Annotated in this window: 16 protein-coding genes; 4 read left to right on the top strand and 12 right to left on the bottom strand. The window is 65.9% G+C overall.

The window, feature by feature from the left end:
- Positions 1–259: 259 nt before the first annotated feature.
- From BLR02_RS22885 to BLR02_RS22870, 4 genes are read right to left on the bottom strand one after another with little or no spacing between them, the layout of a single operon-like run.
- On the bottom strand, positions 260–472 hold the full coding sequence (locus BLR02_RS22885) for a hypothetical protein (RefSeq protein ID WP_090570105.1): 213 nt from the start codon (positions 470–472) through the stop codon (positions 260–262).
- Positions 473–481: 9 nt separating this feature from the next.
- Complete coding sequence (locus BLR02_RS22880) at positions 482–802, bottom strand: YkvA family protein (RefSeq protein ID WP_218127578.1); 321 nt, start codon at positions 800–802, stop codon at positions 482–484.
- A gap of 56 nt (positions 803–858) precedes the next feature.
- Positions 859–3,036: a dynamin family protein gene (locus tag BLR02_RS22875; protein WP_090570108.1), complete on the bottom strand. Its 2,178-nt coding sequence runs from the start codon at positions 3,034–3,036 to the stop codon at positions 859–861.
- Positions 3,037–3,040: 4 nt separating this feature from the next.
- Positions 3,041–3,337, bottom strand: a complete 297-nt coding sequence (locus BLR02_RS22870) for a hypothetical protein (RefSeq protein WP_090570110.1) — start codon at positions 3,335–3,337, stop codon at positions 3,041–3,043.
- A 246-nt stretch (positions 3,338–3,583) separates the two neighbouring features.
- On the opposite strand from BLR02_RS22870, the gene BLR02_RS22865 reads away from it, so the two are divergent.
- The 3 genes from BLR02_RS22865 to BLR02_RS22855 all read left to right on the top strand — a co-directional run bounded on the left by BLR02_RS22865 (position 3,584) and on the right by BLR02_RS22855 (position 7,082).
- The gene (locus BLR02_RS22865) at positions 3,584–5,761 is read left to right on the top strand and encodes a P-loop NTPase fold protein (protein WP_176849750.1); all 2,178 of its coding nucleotides are present in this window, start codon (positions 3,584–3,586) and stop codon (positions 5,759–5,761) included.
- Between the two features lie 6 nt (positions 5,762–5,767).
- A complete protein-coding gene (locus tag BLR02_RS22860; protein WP_090570115.1) occupies positions 5,768–6,544 on the top strand; it encodes a recombinase family protein in 777 nt (258 codons plus the stop codon).
- Between the two features lie 130 nt (positions 6,545–6,674).
- The gene (locus BLR02_RS22855) at positions 6,675–7,082 is read left to right on the top strand and encodes a hypothetical protein (RefSeq protein WP_143018253.1); all 408 of its coding nucleotides are present in this window, start codon (positions 6,675–6,677) and stop codon (positions 7,080–7,082) included.
- Between the two features lie 9 nt (positions 7,083–7,091).
- Here BLR02_RS22855 and tnpC read toward each other — a convergent pair whose 3' ends face one another.
- The 3 genes from tnpC to tnpA all read right to left on the bottom strand — a co-directional run bounded on the left by tnpC (position 7,092) and on the right by tnpA (position 9,498).
- On the bottom strand, positions 7,092–8,612 hold the full coding sequence (gene tnpC / locus BLR02_RS22850; protein WP_090664788.1) for an IS66 family transposase: 1,521 nt from the start codon (positions 8,610–8,612) through the stop codon (positions 7,092–7,094).
- Positions 8,613–8,725: 113 nt separating this feature from the next.
- A complete protein-coding gene (gene tnpB / locus BLR02_RS22845; RefSeq protein WP_090570121.1) occupies positions 8,726–9,076 on the bottom strand; it encodes an IS66 family insertion sequence element accessory protein TnpB in 351 nt (116 codons plus the stop codon).
- Positions 9,073–9,498: an IS66-like element accessory protein TnpA gene (tnpA, locus tag BLR02_RS22840; RefSeq protein ID WP_176849749.1), complete on the bottom strand. Its 426-nt coding sequence runs from the start codon at positions 9,496–9,498 to the stop codon at positions 9,073–9,075. The genes tnpB and tnpA overlap by 4 nt, the downstream gene beginning before the upstream one ends.
- A 204-nt stretch (positions 9,499–9,702) precedes the next feature.
- On the opposite strand from tnpA, the gene BLR02_RS22835 reads away from it, so the two are divergent.
- A complete protein-coding gene (locus BLR02_RS22835; RefSeq protein ID WP_090570130.1) occupies positions 9,703–11,115 on the top strand; it encodes a hypothetical protein in 1,413 nt (470 codons plus the stop codon).
- Positions 11,116–11,180: 65 nt separating this feature from the next.
- On the opposite strand, the gene BLR02_RS22830 is transcribed toward BLR02_RS22835, so the two are convergent.
- From BLR02_RS22830 to BLR02_RS22810, 5 genes are all read right to left on the bottom strand, one after another.
- On the bottom strand, positions 11,181–11,930 hold the full coding sequence (locus BLR02_RS22830) for a hypothetical protein (RefSeq protein WP_090570132.1): 750 nt from the start codon (positions 11,928–11,930) through the stop codon (positions 11,181–11,183).
- Positions 11,930–13,246 (bottom strand): GTPase, encoded by a 1,317-nt coding sequence (locus tag BLR02_RS22825; RefSeq protein ID WP_090570136.1) that lies wholly within the window; start codon positions 13,244–13,246, stop codon positions 11,930–11,932. The genes BLR02_RS22830 and BLR02_RS22825 overlap by 1 nt, the downstream gene beginning before the upstream one ends.
- 42 nt (positions 13,247–13,288) lie before the next feature.
- Positions 13,289–13,924, bottom strand: a complete 636-nt coding sequence (locus tag BLR02_RS22820; protein WP_143018251.1) for a GTPase domain-containing protein — start codon at positions 13,922–13,924, stop codon at positions 13,289–13,291.
- A gap of 329 nt (positions 13,925–14,253) precedes the next feature.
- Positions 14,254–15,369: an IS630 family transposase gene (locus BLR02_RS22815; RefSeq protein ID WP_090570142.1), complete on the bottom strand. Its 1,116-nt coding sequence runs from the start codon at positions 15,367–15,369 to the stop codon at positions 14,254–14,256.
- Positions 15,370–15,465: 96 nt separating this feature from the next.
- Positions 15,466–16,746, bottom strand: coding sequence for a hypothetical protein (locus BLR02_RS22810; protein ID WP_143018250.1), 1,281 nt, complete (start codon positions 16,744–16,746; stop codon positions 15,466–15,468).
- Between the last annotated feature and the right edge of the window lie 85 nt (positions 16,747–16,831).

Raw genomic sequence — 16,831 nt, 5'->3', positions numbered from 1 at the left:
AGACCCAACAAGATACTTCCTCCCCACTTTCATGCCGGCATAAATACCAAGGCCTGTGAGGGCGACCAGTCCGCCAGCAACGACGACTGGCACGACGATTCCCGTTGCTGTCACTACAACGGTGGTGCCACCTGTGGCGGCAAAGACCTGTATCGCCTCCCGCGCCGCAATACCGGCCATAGCCTGTCCCATGATCGGTGGAATAGCCATCTGTTCTACTCTCTTTCCCTATGTAGCCGCTGATTGAAGTTGCTTCGACCTACAAGCCAAAAATCAGCATCAGCACGGCCCAGGCCGGCGCACCGGCAAGCCAAACTAGAAAGATCGGGCCAAGGTGCACCACCAGCCACATCAGGATGAGCAGGCCGGCGGCGTATGTGGCGGCGTCACATACAGCTTTGGCGGCATCCGCCACAGCTTCCCAGGCCTGACCGGCCCAGTCAGCAGCATCGTCGAACCATGCGAACGACATCGACGCGCCCTAGCCGAATAGGCGCCGAACGGACGCGCGCGCCTGATCCAGAGTGCCCGGCGTAATCCATGTGTTCGTGGCATACAGCGCAGCACTGAGTGCCGCTAGGTCGTCACTGAAGCCGATGATCGGCAGCGCGTCTGGAACGGCGTCAGTAGGGAGGACAAAGTATGTTAGGGCACCATAGAGCATGGCTTTAGCATGGGTTGGCGTTGCTGGATCCTGCGCCACGTACCAGGCTTTCGTGGCCTCCAGCACCACGGCTTCGCCAGCTTGGCGCAGCACGGCCTTGGCCTTGGTCCAGAAGGCAGCCGGATCAGTCGGGTCCATGTGATCTCCAGTGATGGCTAGGCGGTTGCGTTCGGGTTGGGGGTCTACGGCGGACCTCATGCGGCCGCACCCTTCGAAAGCGGGGTCCAAGGGAGGAAGGACAAGAAGGCGCGGCGCGCCTCCACTCGCTTGAGCCGGGCCTCTAAAGCGTCGCGGGGCGTGTTCAGCGGCGCGGCTAAGCGTGCAAGGTGCTTGCCGTGATCATCTTCAGTTCTTGCTGCAGCATCGCGGAAGCCCTGCAGCGTCTCGTCCCAGCAGCGGTCGCATTGTTCGGTAACCTTGCCGACCACGTCGACCTCCTTGCTCAGCAGACGCTCCGAGATCTGCCGAGCGAGGCGTGACTGCCATGAGCGACCAAAGACTTCCCAGGCGAACAGTCCGATCGTCAGGGCTATACCGATGCCGATGCCAACTGGACCGCCCAGTGCCGAAACAAGGGACACGCCCGTCGCCGTGCCGCCAGCGATCCCGATGCCAAGGCGCGCAAGGAGACCGACTACCTGTGGCACGAGAATGTAGGCTCCGAGATTGCTGCCTCCGGCAGCTACGGCAGCCCAAGTGGACAGCGCTCCGAAGGCGCCGCCAGCGGCAAGCGCGCCGATGAAGGCGGCACGCGCATCGAACGGGACATCAATCGGACCGACGCTCACATCCGTCGGTCGCCCATATTCGCCGAGGAACGCCTCTACGTCGGCAGCAAGGGTTTCGGCTCTGACGGCGATAATCCGCTCGACTTCGGCCCGAATATCGACGAGCACCGCATTCGCCGCATGCTGCTCCGCCAGCTTCGATTCGTCGTAGCGCCCCTCAATCAGCTCTTGCAATCGATCTTCCGAAAGCATCGGCCTAATCGTCTCTTCGATGAAGAGACGCGTCTGCGTCTTTGCCTGAGTAATGTGGGCCTCGATCCGTCGCTGCTGTTCCTGCAGCCGACGCCGACGCTCGGGCTCGGCGGCCTGCATGGCGCGGAGTTGCTCCTCAGCATGCTCACGCTCTTGAAGCAGAGCGCGAAGATGCTCGGCCTCGCGGCCATAGGCCTCGTCCGCCTGCGTCTGAAAAGCTGTTACCGTGTGGTCGAGCTGGCTTTGCACGAAAATCGGAATGGTCTGTCCGAGGAGCTCACGGGTATCTCGTTCGAAGGCGTCGCGTCGGGGCGCGCTTTCGACGTACCAGGGGAATAATCTGGCGCGGAGCGCCACTTCATCGATAGCCTCACCAGTTGTTTCGACGCGTCGGTCAATCAACGGAGCTAATTCTCTGGCCGTACGAGCGGCGCCCGCATCGAGCGCACCTGCCACTTCGGCGTCGGTCACTCCGATATGCGCATGGGTGGCGAGCACCGCGAGCGCACGGAGCGGCGCCTCGCCATCTTTGCTCGGCAGCGCTTCGATGAGCGTGCCGAGAGCGCGTAGGTCCTCGCCGTTCATGAAGCCCGTCAGAGGCGACAGGTAGACTAGAACATCACCGCGGGCGAACACCGCGCTGGCGAGGGCATTGTCTCTCTCATCATGCGACAGGCCAGGAGTGTCGATAAGGTCACACGCATGCAGAATGGGAGCATCGACATAGACCAGGGCGGCAACTGGTTCACCCAGGGCGGCATCGCGGCGCCCTTTGTGCGTGCCGAAACGCGCAAGTGTCTCGAAATCTCCTGCGACAAGGCGATGGTCCTCGCAATGCTTTTCCTCTTCGACGCGGTTCAGGTCGAAGCCCTCGCCCATGATCCAGACGTCTTCGCGTTGCCAGGCTGGCTTGTCGGCCAGGTGGCGCACCAGACAGACGATACGGGTCGCCGGCTGGTAGGATGCGGGGAGCCGATCGGCGCCCATCAGCGCGTTGGCCAAGCGTGATTTACCAGCGTCGTATCTGCCGCACAGGAGCAGTCGCGGCTTGCGGCCACGCTCGCCGAGCGCCGTTATAAGATCCTCAATGCCGATTGCGGGCCTGACGGTATCGCTTTCGTCCAAAGCTGGCTGGTTGCGAGCGTAAAGCGCGAGAGAGGCGAGGCCTTCGGGTAAGCCAGCATAGGGGGTGCCGACGTCCAGACCGCGGGTAGCCTGCATCTCTCCGCAAGCGGAGAGCCATTCCCGCAGCACACGTGCCGGCACGTTGTCCGGCTCAGCTTCGTACCTGAGCACTTGGCTCTGGGTCACGCCAAGGCGTTTGGCGAGTGCAGCCTGAGAAAGGTTTGCGTCCAGCCGACGCTGCTTCAGATTCAGATCCAGCGGAATCATCGTCTCAAGCCAGACGCAGGCGGCGAGCACGTTGGCTTCGGCGCGGACGTCGATAGGTGTCTGGGCTGAACACTGTAATTAGAGCGTCGTCCTCGCGGAACACGGCAATGCCTCCACCTTTGTCGAGCAGCTTCAGGAGTTTTGCCCTGAAGCGGGCGACGGCTTCCAAACAGGCGGCAATCTCGTGCCGGTCCAGAATCTGGCGGTCACCTTCGAAGGTGCCGTAGCTGCGGATGAGTTTGATCAGGTCGCCAGTGTAGCCACGCTGTGATGCCCGCTTGCGCCCGTGGTGGGTGTCCATCGATGCCTCCTTTGATCCCGTCGCCCTGCCGACACCCTCACACGTATCGAAACGTATTAAAAGTAAAAATGCACCAGACGCATATTGCTACTTAATTCGTGAGAATATGGAGAATATGGCTTGAGAGACTATCGTTGCGTTGTCACGGACCGTCAAACGCTCGTTTGGATCCGTGACAAAATTCATGATTGAAGGCATCGTATGGACGATGCTCGACCAAACTAAGAATTTTGTCCCATGACGGCAATGGGTGGCTACGACGCGGCATTGGACGACGCCGCTGACGACCTCCTCGAACGTCGGCACGTGGCCCGGCGATTGCACCGCCTGCTAACCGGGACACCGGCCGACTGGTCCGTCCGGGTCGGACTGCTCGGCGACTGGGGGGAGGGCAAGTCCACTGTTGCTGGATGGACAAAAGCCCTCGTCGAAGGCGACGGCCACTTGGTGGCATGGTTCGCGCCCACCGCGTCGGCTACGGCCGAAGATCTCTGGGCTGGCTTAGCGTCGGCCGTCCTGAAAGCGGCTGACGCGCGCAAGATTGAGCCGCAAGCGACGACAAGACTCAGGGCGTTTGTCACCGGCCGTGATGCGGCAAGGCGTTTGGCCGAAGCTGCGAAGGCCAGCAAAGCTACCCAGGCGATCCAGTCGGCCGCGACGAAATTTTTAGAGATCGGCCCTGGGCATTTGAAAGAGGTGCGTGCGGCGCTCGGACCGGATCGGCGCGTGGTGGTGATTCTGGACGACCTCGACCGCGCCGATCCGCGTTTGCTGCCCGGCCTGCTCCTCGCGCTGCGCGACGTTCTCGACCTGCCGGGCTACTCCTTCCTGCTGCCGTTCGATGAGGATGTCGTAGCTGCGTCGCTCCAGGAGTATAATAAGGCTTGGGGCGATGGGCGGCGCTTCCTTGACAAGATTCTTGACTTCCGCGTCCGGCTCCCGGCAATCGGTCTAGCCGAACGGCGCCGTCTGTTCGAGGCCGAGACAGCGCGCGCGTGCCCCTTTGTGCCGCACGGCGCGGCGGCCGGCCTCGAAGAGGTGCTGCCGCCCAATCCGCGGCAACTCAAAGCTCTGGCGCGCGGTCTGTCGCTGATGGAGGAAGAGGCGCGCCGACACCGCCAAGACGAGCTCGACTGGCGGTCCGCCATCTGCGCATCCCTCCTGCGCGAGGTGGACGAGGCGTTCTTCCACGCCTACGTCGAGGACACTTTCAACGCCTTCGGCTCCGACGGCATCACACGCCGTAACCGTCAACTTGAACGCTTGATGGATAAGGAAAAGGGCGAGCAGAAGGAGCGCGAGCGCGTCTCGGGATTGCTTGATCGGTACGCAATCCCTCGCGTAGGCATGTCTACCGACAACATCTTGCAGTTATGCGGCGTCTGGCTGCAGGACGTTGGTATCAGTGACTCTGGTAGGGTCTACCGCACGGTGCGGCTTTTGACCGAAGCGTCGGAAGGTGCCACTTGGGCTGACCACGATAACGTCCTCCAGCTCTTCCGCGAAGGCACATCTGCGGAAGGCATTGCCGAATGGGTTGGGCAGCAGGCCACCCAGAGGGGCGTCACCGCACGAGGCTTGGCAGTAACCTTGATCCTCGCGCTGTGCACTGGCTACAGCAGCGCGCTCGGCATTGCCGCCGACACCATGCTTGCCTCCGAGCATGCCAAGCTCCTTGCCGAGGCCGGGACAAGCCTGGCCCTCTTGGGCACATTGGCCGATGACGGACTCCCCAGCCTCCCGCCAGAAGACGTGCGGGCCATCGCGTTCCCGGCGCTACTGTCCGCGGCCAGCCAGTGGGAACGCTATGCGCGCAACACGGCGGATGCCGAGGCCCGAGCACGGGAGCTCACCCTCCTCTCGAAATGGGCCGACTCCGCCGGCGCGCAGCAGCGCGTTTACATTGAGGCAGTCGAAAGCGCAGAGGGGATTCTACAGCGCGTAACGGGCGGTGAGAGCCGCCTGCGCGCCACTTTGCGGACCCGCCTTGCCCCGGACGGTACAGAGGCGCTGGCCCGCCTTGAGCAAAGAGGCGGGGTAGAGGAGCTGCTGCGCATGGACGGCTCCGATCTGGACCGGACGGCGCTCCTCGATCCTAATGGGCCACTCTGGCGAGCGTCGGCCGTCCGCGGAGCGGCGGCCGTGCTGGTAGAGGCGCCGAGTCGGCCGGCGGTGCAGGAGAATGCTAGGCGCCTGTTGGACTTGCTCTGGTTTGCGCTGCGCGGCGACATTGCCCTGCGCGCGACCGCTGTTCCCGAGGCCTTTCTGACATCTGGGGCGCTCGGCCTAGTGTGGGACGCGGCGACCGCTACGCCGCTCCAGTTCCGGATGCTGGAGGACTTGCGCAAGTTGCGCGACACGTTCGTCGAGCGAGGAGCCGAAGAAGCGCTTCTGCCCGTGCCGGCGTGGCTTCGGGCAGAGTAAGCGGGCGTGCGCACGACGACTGCAACGCCTGTCCAGCGGCCCGCGCCGTCCAGTCCGGATCTTACGTCGCGCTTTGTCGCCTACTACCGCGTGAGCACCGAGCGTCAGGGGCGTTCTGGCCTCGGTCTCGACGCCCAACGCGAGGCAGTGGCCCGGCACGTCGCCGGCGGGGGCGAGGTGATTGCGGAGTTCCAAGAGGTCGAGAGCGGCAAAAGGAACGACCGGCCGCAGCTCGCCGCGGCGCTCGCCGCCTGCCGCGCGCAGCGCGCGACGCTGCTGATCGCCAAGTTAGATCGCCTCGCACGCAATGCGCGCTTCCTCCTTGGAGTCGTAGAGGGAAGCGGTGAAGGAGGCGTGGTGTTCTGCGATTTGCCGATGGTGCCACCTGGCCCAGTGGGCAAATTTCTCGTCACGCAAATGGCTGCCGTCGCCGAGCTTGAAGCCGGGCTGATCAGCCAGCGGACGCGCGCGGCGCTGGGCATGGCGAAAACGCGGGGCGTTGTGCTCGGTAACCCGCGCCTGCGCGCAGGTACGCCCGACCAAGCGCGCGCAGCGGCGGCGGTAAAACAGCAAATGTCGCGCGCCCGCGCTGCCGATGTTCTGCCTTATGTCGAAGCCGCGCGACGTGCAGGCGCGAAGACATTGCGCGAGCTCGCTATGGCGCTCACCGCGCGCGGCGTGCCAGCGCCGGCCGGTGGGCTGGCCTGGCACCCGATGCAGGTTAAGCGCGTGATAGATACGGGCCGGGGTCCTGACATAGAGCGGAGGCTCGCATCATCCTAAGCGAAACGGACCACCACGAACAAATTTTCTCACTCCAACTGCTCCAAGGTCGGGGGCAAGTTCATCAAGAGGCTGGGCCTCTTTCGAGCAGGATTAAGGCCGTAGGGGCGAGTATCGAATGATTGGGGCGTTGCTCGACAGGCTGAGGGAACTGCTGTGGAATCCGCCACCCACCTCCGACGTTCCTCAGCCGAAGCCGGACGAGCGCTACGACCTCCTCCTGAACGAGGAGAGCCAAGCAATCCTCGTGAAGGTCACCGACGTCAAAATGTTCACCGCAGGGAGAAAGCGCCGCGTTGTGGCGGCGAACCTCCATGCGGAACACTTGGAGCGCCTTACCTGGGCCGAAGAAAAGGCACTCTGGCACCATCGCTACTGCAGGGATGAGGCCCTTCTCCGCGACCTCGTTGGAAAGGTCGAAGCCTTTATGGCCATCAGGGACTCCCATGCGGAGCCGTACCACGGCGCCCTGTCGCATTCGGGTAAGCGTCGCGGCGGCGGCATGGGCAGAGTTGCATTGACGGTGGGGGCTGGTTGAGCTCGGCGGCTACGCCGCGACAGCGGGTGCCGCGGCCGAGTTACTGGGCGTCCAGTTCCACGGCAACAGGGTTTCCAACTCGGTGGCTTTGGTCCGGCCGGAGACGACGCGCTCCAGCACGTCGGTAAGCCAGGCCTGCGGGTCGACGCCGTTCAGCTTGGCGGTTTGGATAAGCGTCATGGCCATCGCCCAGTGCCGCGCTCCGCCATCGCTCCCGGCGAACAGTGCATTCTTGCGCCCGAGGGCCACGGGCCTGATGGCGCGCTCGACCACGTTCGAGTCCATCTCGACCCGGCCATCGTCGAGGAACACCGTCAGGCCGGGCCAATGCCGCAAGGCGTAGCGGATGGCCTTGGCGAGGTCCGAGGCGGCGGAGACACGGCCCTGGTGGACCTGCAGCCAGGCATGCAGGGCCTCGACAATCGGTCGACTGCGGTCCTGCCGCGCCTGTCGTCGATGTTCGGCGGGATGGCCACGGATCTGGCCCTCGATCGCGTAGAGCGCCTGGACCTGCGCCAGCACCTCGGCCGCGAGCGGCGATTGGGTGGAGGTGTGGAACTCGTAGAAGTACCGCCGCATGTGGGCCCAGCAGAACGCCAGGCCGACCGAGGCGTCGGCGCGATCGCCCGCCAGCCGCTTGAACCCAGGGTAGCCATCGACCTGCAGCACGCCGCGGAATGCTGCAAGATGCCCGGCTGGGCGGGTGCCTTTGCGATCCTCGGTGTAGACGTAGGCCGCAACCGGATGGCTTGGGCCGCACCATGGCCGGTCATCGACCGCGTAACACCAGAGCCGTCCGGTCTTGGTCCGGCCACGGCCCGGGTCGAGCACCGGCAATGTCGTGTCATCGGCGAACAGCTTGGCCGCGGACAGCGCCGTGCCGACCAGCAGGTCATAGAGCGGGGTCAGCCACCAGCAGGCCCGGCCGACCCAGGTGCTGAGCGTCGAGCGGTCGAGGGTGATGCCCTGCCGCGCCAGCATCTGCGCCTGGCGGTAGAGCGGCAGGCTGTCACAGAACTTGCTCACCAGCACATGCACGATCAGCGCCTCGGTCGCCATACCGCCATCGATCGGCCGCTCCGGCGCGGGCGCCACCACCACCGCGCTCTCGCAGGCCCGGCAGGCGTAGCGCGGGCGGCGGGTGACCCGGACCCGCAGCTGAGCGGGCACGATGTCGAGCTGCTCGGTGCGGAGCTCGCCGATGGCATGCAGCGTGCCGCCGCAGCAGGGGCAGTCGCGGCGCTCGACGTCGACCAGCACCTCGTAGCGCGGCAGATGCTCCGGCAGGGCACCGTGGTTGCGCCGGGCTGGTGCCGGGCGGCGGCCCTGCTGGGCCTTCGCCGCGTCCTGCCCGGCCTGGTTCTCGGCGACGCTCTGCTCGAGATCCTCGAGCCCGAGCTGCAGCTGGTCCGGGCTCAGTTGCTCCGATCGGCGACCGAACTGCTGCCGCAGCAGGCGCTGGATCAGCAGCCGCAGCTTGTCGTTCTCGGCATGCAACGCGCCGTGCTGGTGCACCACATCCCGCAGCATCTGCTGCAGGATGGCGGGATCATCGGGCAGCGTGTCGAGGTCGATCTGCACGCCCGGATGATGCCAAAGGCCATCGCGTCGGGCCTACCATTTCAGACCGAATCGCAGCGCTGTTACCCCGCCAGTTCCGGCCTGCGGCGCGCCACCGGAGCGCGCCACTCGCAGCCATCGAGCAGCGCCGCCAGCTGCGCCGTCGACAAGGCGATGCATCCTGTCGTGGCGGTCGTCGGCCAAGGGAATTGGCCTTGTTCCAGCCGCTTGGTCAGCAGGCACAGGCCAACCCCATCGTGCCAGAGCAGCTTGATCAGCCCGGCTCGGCGGCCACGAAAGGCGTACACCGCCCCGCTGAATGGATCCTCAGCCAAGCCCTGCTGCACCAGCATCGCCAGGCCCGTCATCCCTTTGCGCATGTCGGTGGCGCCGCAGGCCAGCCAGATCCGCAATCCCGCAGGCGGCGCGATCATCGCCGCCCCAACGCGGCCAGCACCCGGCGCAGCGCCGCCGCCTCCACCGCCGCACTCACCCGTACCATCACGCCGTCAGGCAGCACGATCTCGATCGGGGCGGGTGCGGCATCGGGTCTCGCAGCTGAGCATGGCGCCTCCGGCACCGGCGGATCTACTGCCGCAACCGCGCCGTCAGGCACCGCGGCGACCGGCACGAAGCTCGGCGCCGCGGGCATCAACGCCTTGAGCTGCCCCTCCACCATCTGCCGACGCCAAGTGTAGAGCAGGCCGGTGCCAACGCCGTGCCGCCGCGCCACCGCAACCGGCGAGCCGCCCGGCTCCAGGCTTTCCAGGACGATGTCGCGCTTCTGCGCGTCCGTCCAAACCCGCCGCCGCTCGCCGCGGGTGATCACCTCCACCGGCTTCTCAAGCACACTCATACGAGTAATCGTAGGAGCGTCCTCAACCTCGGTCAGCGGCATCTGCGTCTTGCCCATGACCGACTTCGATCACAAGCCTAGCCCGCTTCGCAATGTGCAGTCGCCGCGACGCTTACGCATTCGGCCCCACTCAAGAAGTTCAACCTTTACACGATCCGCCCGGAACTCGTCGAAGACGCCGCACGGGCCGAGGAATTAGTTTCGGTGACGGAAGAGGCCGGGGAGTACGTATTATCCTCGGTTCGCGGTATCAGCGACGACGACAAACGGTTGATCGAGATCTGGTCGCGCGGCCTGGGTCTCCCACCAAGTCAGCCGGAGAAAGCCAAGAACCTCATCAAGCGCATGGCATACGCCCGAATGGCTGAGCGGCTCGTCCTAGAGTTCATCCCGAAGGTGTACGGGTGCCCGGCCGAGGACGTATCTCTCACGCAGCTAAAGAGCTCGTCCGGCCTTTGGCAACGCTGCGACATTGTGGCGAACGGTCACCATCTGGATGTAAAGAACCACCTGCAGTACGGACAGGGATGCCCACATCCGTACGTCAAGGAGTTCAAGCGCGTCGCTGGTCGTGACGTCGCCATCGCTGGCGTAGCAACGGAGCATTGGAGGCCGGTGAGGCCACACCAAGTTTTCCTCGGCGTAGTTCAGCTCACCGATATCGAGAAGGTCAAGGCGGCAATCAACGAGCTGCCGGGCCGCGAACACGCCGTGACCATCCAGTTTCATGATGACAAGCTGCCCGCATGGGCGTTCGAGCTGCCCGGCGTCGCCCCGGATTACGAGCAGCTATTTGACCTAGCGCGAACCTTCGCAGGATGGCAGGAGACTACCCTCGCCGCCGCCATCGCGTGCGGCCGAGAAAAAGAGGCCGCTCTCTACGGAGAGCTGGATGATGAGCAGAAGAGCATCGTCGACCGGTTTTCGTTAACGGTCAAAAGCGCTGGCTACTCCAAAGCCACCATCGCCATGTTCGCCATCTCCGAATTCATGAAGAGATGCAAGAAGGTCGGCAGGCCCTCGGAGTTCATCCGCTTCCTCCGAGACATGGTCACCTTCGAAGAGTTCGGCAGTCACGAACGTCCCCTCAAGCCCGGCAGCATCTTCGGGTCGCTGTCGACGAGGGTCCGGAGCAGGCCCCGCCTGCGGGAACATCCCGCCGCTCCCGGCCGTCCTTTCCCGTACGCAGTCCAGGAAGGACGTGCAGGCAACCCGTACGAGGTCGCCATCGACCTTGAGGAAAGCCAGTGCGGCGGTCTGCACGATTCGACAGAGTCAATCGCGGGCCTGTTCGACCTTCTCGGCAAAGCAGGGGATGGAGTCGCGGCGCAGGAGCTCTCCTTCGTCCATTTCAACGTCCAAGGCCCGCATGTTCTGGTCGGGAAGACAGCGGACGGCACGGTGAGAACCGTCTATGCCAACTGCGGGGGCGAGAGGGGTGGCTACGCCTGCAACACCTTCCCGCTGGTCATTGGGGTGAACGCAAGCTGCGAGCGGTGCGGTAGGCTGATCTGCAAGCAGTGCCATTACTGCTCTCCGGACTGCGATAGACCGAGGCCAGTCGTGGTCGGCCACCGTGGTCGCCAGGGTACGTCAAAGCGGCTGGCATACAGATAGGGGCATGAGCCCGCTGGTACTTACGTTTCTCCTGCCGACGCCCGCCACAGTCGCGCGCCGGGCTGTCAACCATGCAAGCGTGTCTCCAGCTCAAGGCTGAGCTTTTTCACGTACTCGGCCTTGCGCCGGACGACGCGGATGCGGCCGTGCTCCCCGTGCATGCTGGCGTCACCGAATGCACCCATGACACCGTCTACGAAGGTCCGCGCGAAAGCGTTTGACTCGCTCACTGCCACCTCGCTCGCCCAGGTGCCGCGGAGCGTCTTTTCGGAATGGTATTTTACTTCGCGTAGTCCGCTGAGGACTGCCCGGCGTAGTTCCTCGGCGTAGACGGCCGCGGACGGCGCGCCGGGCGCGGGGTCGCACTCGGACACCGCGTCCTGGGCATGCCTGCGCGAGCCCGCCGCCACCGCCGTCATGAAGCTGAAGGCGGGGGCCAGCCAGACCTGAGCGCAGGAGTCCTCGGCGACGGCGCACTGGATGAAGTCGCCCCAATGGCTGAGGCAGGCGCCGGTCGCTTGGCGGAAGGCACGGACGCGGAGTGGGGCCGGCGGTCCCCGGCCCCACTCGGCGGCCAGCCCCGCGAGGCAGGCCACCCCGGCCCGGTGGGCGCGCCGCGCCTGCGGCATGGCCAGCCCCGCACCTCGGGCGCGGTCCTCCAGGTAGGCGCCTATCACCTCCGACGCCCCAACCAGGGCCGCGCCGTGCGCCGCGGCGGTGGCCCCGCTGCGGATACAGAACAGCGCCTCGGCGGCGCGGTCGTAAGCGTCCATCAGCGTCGCCAAGTCGACGAGCGTGTGGAGAGGGTCCGACATCAGGCCCGGCGGCCAGCCGCCCCGGCAGCGCCGAAGGCGTCGGAAGCCTTTTCGAAGCGGGCGTAGTGCTTCTGCGCGCGCGCCTTGCACTCGGCTATAATTGCCCTCGGCTCCTCGCCTCCCCAGGAGAAGTCCCGCTTCACGTACTCCATGGCGACCTCGCCGAAGATGACCGCCCGGCGGTACCTGTACCAGGACAGCAGAGCGGCGTCGGCGATGCCGAAGATTGGCGCCAGGAACGGGACGAAGACGGACGCGACGGTGCTGGCGACGTCAGCCGCGGTGATCGCCGCGAACTCGGCGGCGAACAGGATGCCGCAGGTTTTCAGGAGTTCCTTCGCGGTACCCTTAACGTCGGCCGCCCGCATGGTCTTGCCGAAGATGCGCGACAGCACGAACACCTCGCTGGCGAAGAGGCCGGGCTGGACCGTGAGCGTGTCGAGGGGCACCGCGCCGCCCGCGACAGAAGCGAGGCCGTACGCGAAGACCACCTTCCGAGCCACCTTGGTCCGGACCGCGGCGACCTTGCCCGATATGCCCGCGAGGAGTTCGGAGGCCCGGTTGGCCGGGTCGATGACGTTGATGACCTGCCCGAGTGTCCCGGCGCCCGCGTAGAGGCGGTCCATGAGCTGCGGCAGTTCCTGGCGGACCATCATGTCCGATGCCGGGTCATAGCGGAGCGCGCTGCCGAAGACGATGTCCTCGTCGGACGCAACATACTTGCGCATCTTCTCGAAGACCTTCGCCTTCACCATGGCGACGTCCGCCGCGGGGATCCGCCCCTCGTACATGTCCCATTTGTTGAAGAGGACGATTTTCTGGGTGTCCGGCGTCGCGGCATGCACCGCGTCGAAGAGCTTGATCTCGGGGGCGAACGGCTCCGCTTCGATGACGAAGACGTGGCCGAGTGCCCGCTTCGCCTCGGTCACGGCGAGATCCTCCAGGACCTCGTTCCCCATTACCCCGGGCACGTCGACGATCTTCCAGGGCCGCTTCTCAAAGGCCGTGGCCTCTCGCGTCAGGTCGTGCTGGATGCCGACCTTTGCCACGTCCGCGCCCATGATGGCATTGGTTACCGCCGACTTGCCTGCCGTGGTGCGCCCGAAGATGGCGATCCAGACGAGGCCACTCTTCAGGCGCTCGAGCAGGATGTCGAGTTCCTTGAACTCCGCGACGATCTCGTCCCGTTCGGCGGGCTTCAGGCGGGCCCCCGCCTCCTTGAGCAGGCTCTCGAGCGCGCCGCTCAGCTCCCGTTGCACCTGCTCCATCTCGGCCCTGAGCGCCGCGTTGTCCGGCGGCGACGTGTCGTCGAGCATCCCACTCCCTCCGATCCTTGGATTTGCAGTCCTTGCCTCGTATCAGGCGCTGGAGAGGCGCGCGAGAAGGTTCCCGAGCCGGCGCACGCCCGCGCAATCCGGGTTCAGCGCCGAACCGAATACGACGTGATCGGAGGGCATCAGGTCCGCCATCTGCGAGCGCACCTCCTGCTCCACGCGTTCGGCCTCGGCGCGCGGCATCGCGCCGTGACGCTGGTCGGCCTTGCCACAAAAGAGGACAGCGTGGCGCTCCCGCGCACCCCGGCCCGTCTCCCGCCGCTGCCACTCGCGGATCCGGCGCAGAGCGTCGAGTTCCGGGCGCAGCAGCTGGCCGGAGGCGACGTAGACGACAACCTTGGCCGTCCGAGAGACGGAGACCGGGTCGGGAGACCTGTCGTCGAGCAGGCCGGGCGTGTCCCTGATCACCCAGCCGCCGCGCCAAGTTGCGTCGTGGGTACGGGAAGTCGTCCCGTGCGTCGGCCCGGTCTCGAAGGCCGCGCGCCCCGCCAAGCGGTTCCCGAGCGTGGACTTACCGGCGCAGGTCGCGCCCACTAGAGCAATGACCTGTGAAGGATGGTCAGGGGGCGGCGGGGAGGCGAGTGCCCGCGCGAGCTGCGGGGCGACGTTGTCGTAGGCCCATTTTGCCAAATAGAGCCCCGCGAGTTCCAAGCCGAACATGCCGCCTCCGTCAAAGGGCCTGCCGCTGACGCTACCGTCGGACAACACGGAACGGCAGATCACATACTCGTTAACCTCCAAAACCGTCGCGCATCCGGCGCGACGATTGTACTCTGACCCGGGAGCCCTTGAACTGCTTGTATTTCGTACGCCTCCGGGCGGCCTCGTTTTCGAGTAACGCGGCGCCCCGTCCCCCAAGGCTGTAGCAGCAGTGCCGGACTTGCCGGTGATGGTGTTCCACTATGCGCTAAGTCGTTGCGCCGAGCATTCCGAGGCGCTGCTGGTCGGCTACCAAGGCATCCTGCACGCAGTGCAGTGCTACTTAGCGGCTAGTGTCCTGACTCTGAAGTTCCCAGGCACTTTGCCTGGACGGCGATGGTGCGCTGGCAGAAGCGCTGGACGGCGGCGAGGATGTCATCGGCATTCTTCATCCAGGTGAACGGCTTCGGCTCGGCGTTGTGGGCTTCGATGTAGGCCTTAATGGCGGCCTCGAGTTCCGCCGTGGAACGGTGGGCGCCGCGCCGGATGGCGTCGTCGGTCAGCAGCGCGAAGAACCGCTCGACCTGGTTGATCCAGGAGGCCGAGGTCGGGGTGTAGTGGACATGCCAGCGGGGCCGCTTGGCGAACCAGCCTCGCACCAGCTTCGTCTTGTGGCTTGCCGCGTTGTCCATGATCACGTGGATGTCGAGGTCCGCCGGCACCCGGGCCTCGACGGTGTCGAGGAAGCGGCGGAATTCCGCCGCCCGGTGCCGCGGCATGCAGGTGCCGATGACGGTGCCGGCCTTCACGTCGAGCGCGGCGAAGAGCGAGGTCGTGCCGCAGCGCTTGTAGTCGTGGGTGCGCCGCTCGACCTGGCCGGGGCGCAGCGGCAGCAGCGGCTGCGTCCGGTCGAGCGCCTGGATCTGGCTCTTCTCATCGACACAGAGCACGAGGGCACGCTCGGGCGGGCTGAGGTAGAGGCCGACGATGTCGCGCACCTTCTCGACGAACAGCGGATCGGTCGAGAGCTTGAAGGTCTCCACCCGGTGCGGCTGCAGCGAGAACGCCTTCCAGATGCGCTGCACGGTGGACGGCGCCAGCCCGGCCGCTCTGGCCATGCCACGCGAACTCCAGTGCGTCCGGCCCGCGGGCAGGGTTTCCAGCGTCGCGGTCACCACCGCGGCGACCTTCTCGTCGCTGACGGTCCGGGGAGCACCTGGGCGGGGCTCGTCGGCCAAGCCATCGAGCCGCAGCTCGGCAAAGCGGCGCCGCCAGGTCGCCACCGTCATCCGCGCCACCCCGAGCCGCTCAACGATCGCCAGGTTGCTCAAGCCGTCAGCGGCGAGCAGCACGATCTCCGCCCGCACCGCGTCGCCGCGCGCCACCTTCCGCCGGCGTAGCCGCGTCTCCAACTCGGCACGCTCGGCCTCCGACAACTCGATCCGAACCGCCCGCGGCGTCGCCATGATCAGTCCTCGCTGCCAGCCGCAGCGAATCACAGCCAACCACGAGTGACCAGCTATTTCTCGGTCAGGACACTAGTGTCGCCGCCCGCGGCCGGGTCACACCTCGATCCGGCCCAGGTGCTCGATACAGGCCACCATGGCTGCCTGAGCGTCGAGGAATTTCGCTTCTTGGTCCCGGAGCTCGAGCAGGCGGGCGCGCTTGGCTCTGTAGGTGTCGGCAATGCAGGCCCGCTTGCCATCGTGCACCTGGGCGAGCCCGTTGGGCAGCTGGACGCGTCCCTGGCCATCTGGCTGCGCTTCCCAGGATGTCCAGCTGTCATTCGAGGTGAGGCAAGGGAACCGCACCATCTGCTCGACAGGTGTCGCGTTCGGGTAGTGCCCGACCGAGGCGCGGAACGCGTAGCGATAAGGGCGCTCGGCGCCGGGTGCGAAGTTGAGGGTGCGGGTGACCCGTCGGTCGGTCCTCGGCTCGCCGGCGGCGTCAAAGCCAAGGAAAGCGATGGACAACTCATTCACGTGCCAGCGGGACTCCGTGACTGTCCTGGCCTGCCCGTTCACCACCTGGGGCACTTGCGTGTCGGTGCGAACGACGGTCTCCGCCAGCCGCACCACGGACGGGCCCGCGAGCCACTCCTCGGTCCCGAAGATCTCCGGCTGGAGCCCCGCGGCGAGGGCGGCCGGATTGGTAGGGCGGCCCGAATCCGTCCACCCGGCGATCAGCCGCCGATGCCGCTCAATGCGGCGCCGGATGTCGGCGGGCTGCGGCCCGTCCCGGTCGCCCATTGCCATCTTTGCCAGCAGCAGCTGCACGCCGCAGCCAACCGCATAGGAGGGAAAAATCGCCGCCGAGCCGTAACCGGCGAGCTTGTTGAGGATGAGGGACACCTCCATGAACTCACGCGCCGAGAGCTCCAGGCGACGCGGCCCCTCCGGCATTCCGAGGAGGAAGTCGCGCGCCGTCTCAGCCCGGCCGCGGAGTTCGTCCGTCATCTCATGGACCCGGGACCGCTCCAGCTCCTCACGTATCACCATGCGGAAGTTCAGCATCTCGTCGAGGAGTGCGGGCTGCGCCGTCAGCACCTGGACCGCGCGCTCGACGGCGGTCTCAGGGGGCGCCGCGAGAGCACGGCGCGCGGTGAAGGCTGCGGTGACGGCGCTACCGATGCTGCCGACCACCGAGGCCGCGATTTTGAAGTTCTCCCAAGTGGCGAGCGCGGCTAGCGTCGGGATCGCCCGCGCGGGGCGCGGCGACAGGAGGGGCGGGGACACCAGCACCATGGCCAGGGCGAGCGCGTCGCGACGCCTGAGGTGCGGCCGAGCGTCCAGGTGGGGACGCGGCATGCCCGCGGCGGGGGGAGCGGTTTTCCTTCTCGTCATCTCCGGCCTCCTGTCTGCCGCGCTCCGGCGGCGCGCCGAACAGGAACACGCGGCGATTAGGGCCAGCAATCCGCAGACGGTTGCG

The sequence above is a fragment of the Belnapia rosea genome (assembly GCF_900101615.1).
Taxonomy (GTDB): domain Bacteria; phylum Pseudomonadota; class Alphaproteobacteria; order Acetobacterales; family Acetobacteraceae; genus Belnapia; species Belnapia rosea.
The sequence above is the reverse complement of the archived record's forward strand: the minus strand, read 5'-3'. Positions and strand labels throughout refer to the sequence as shown.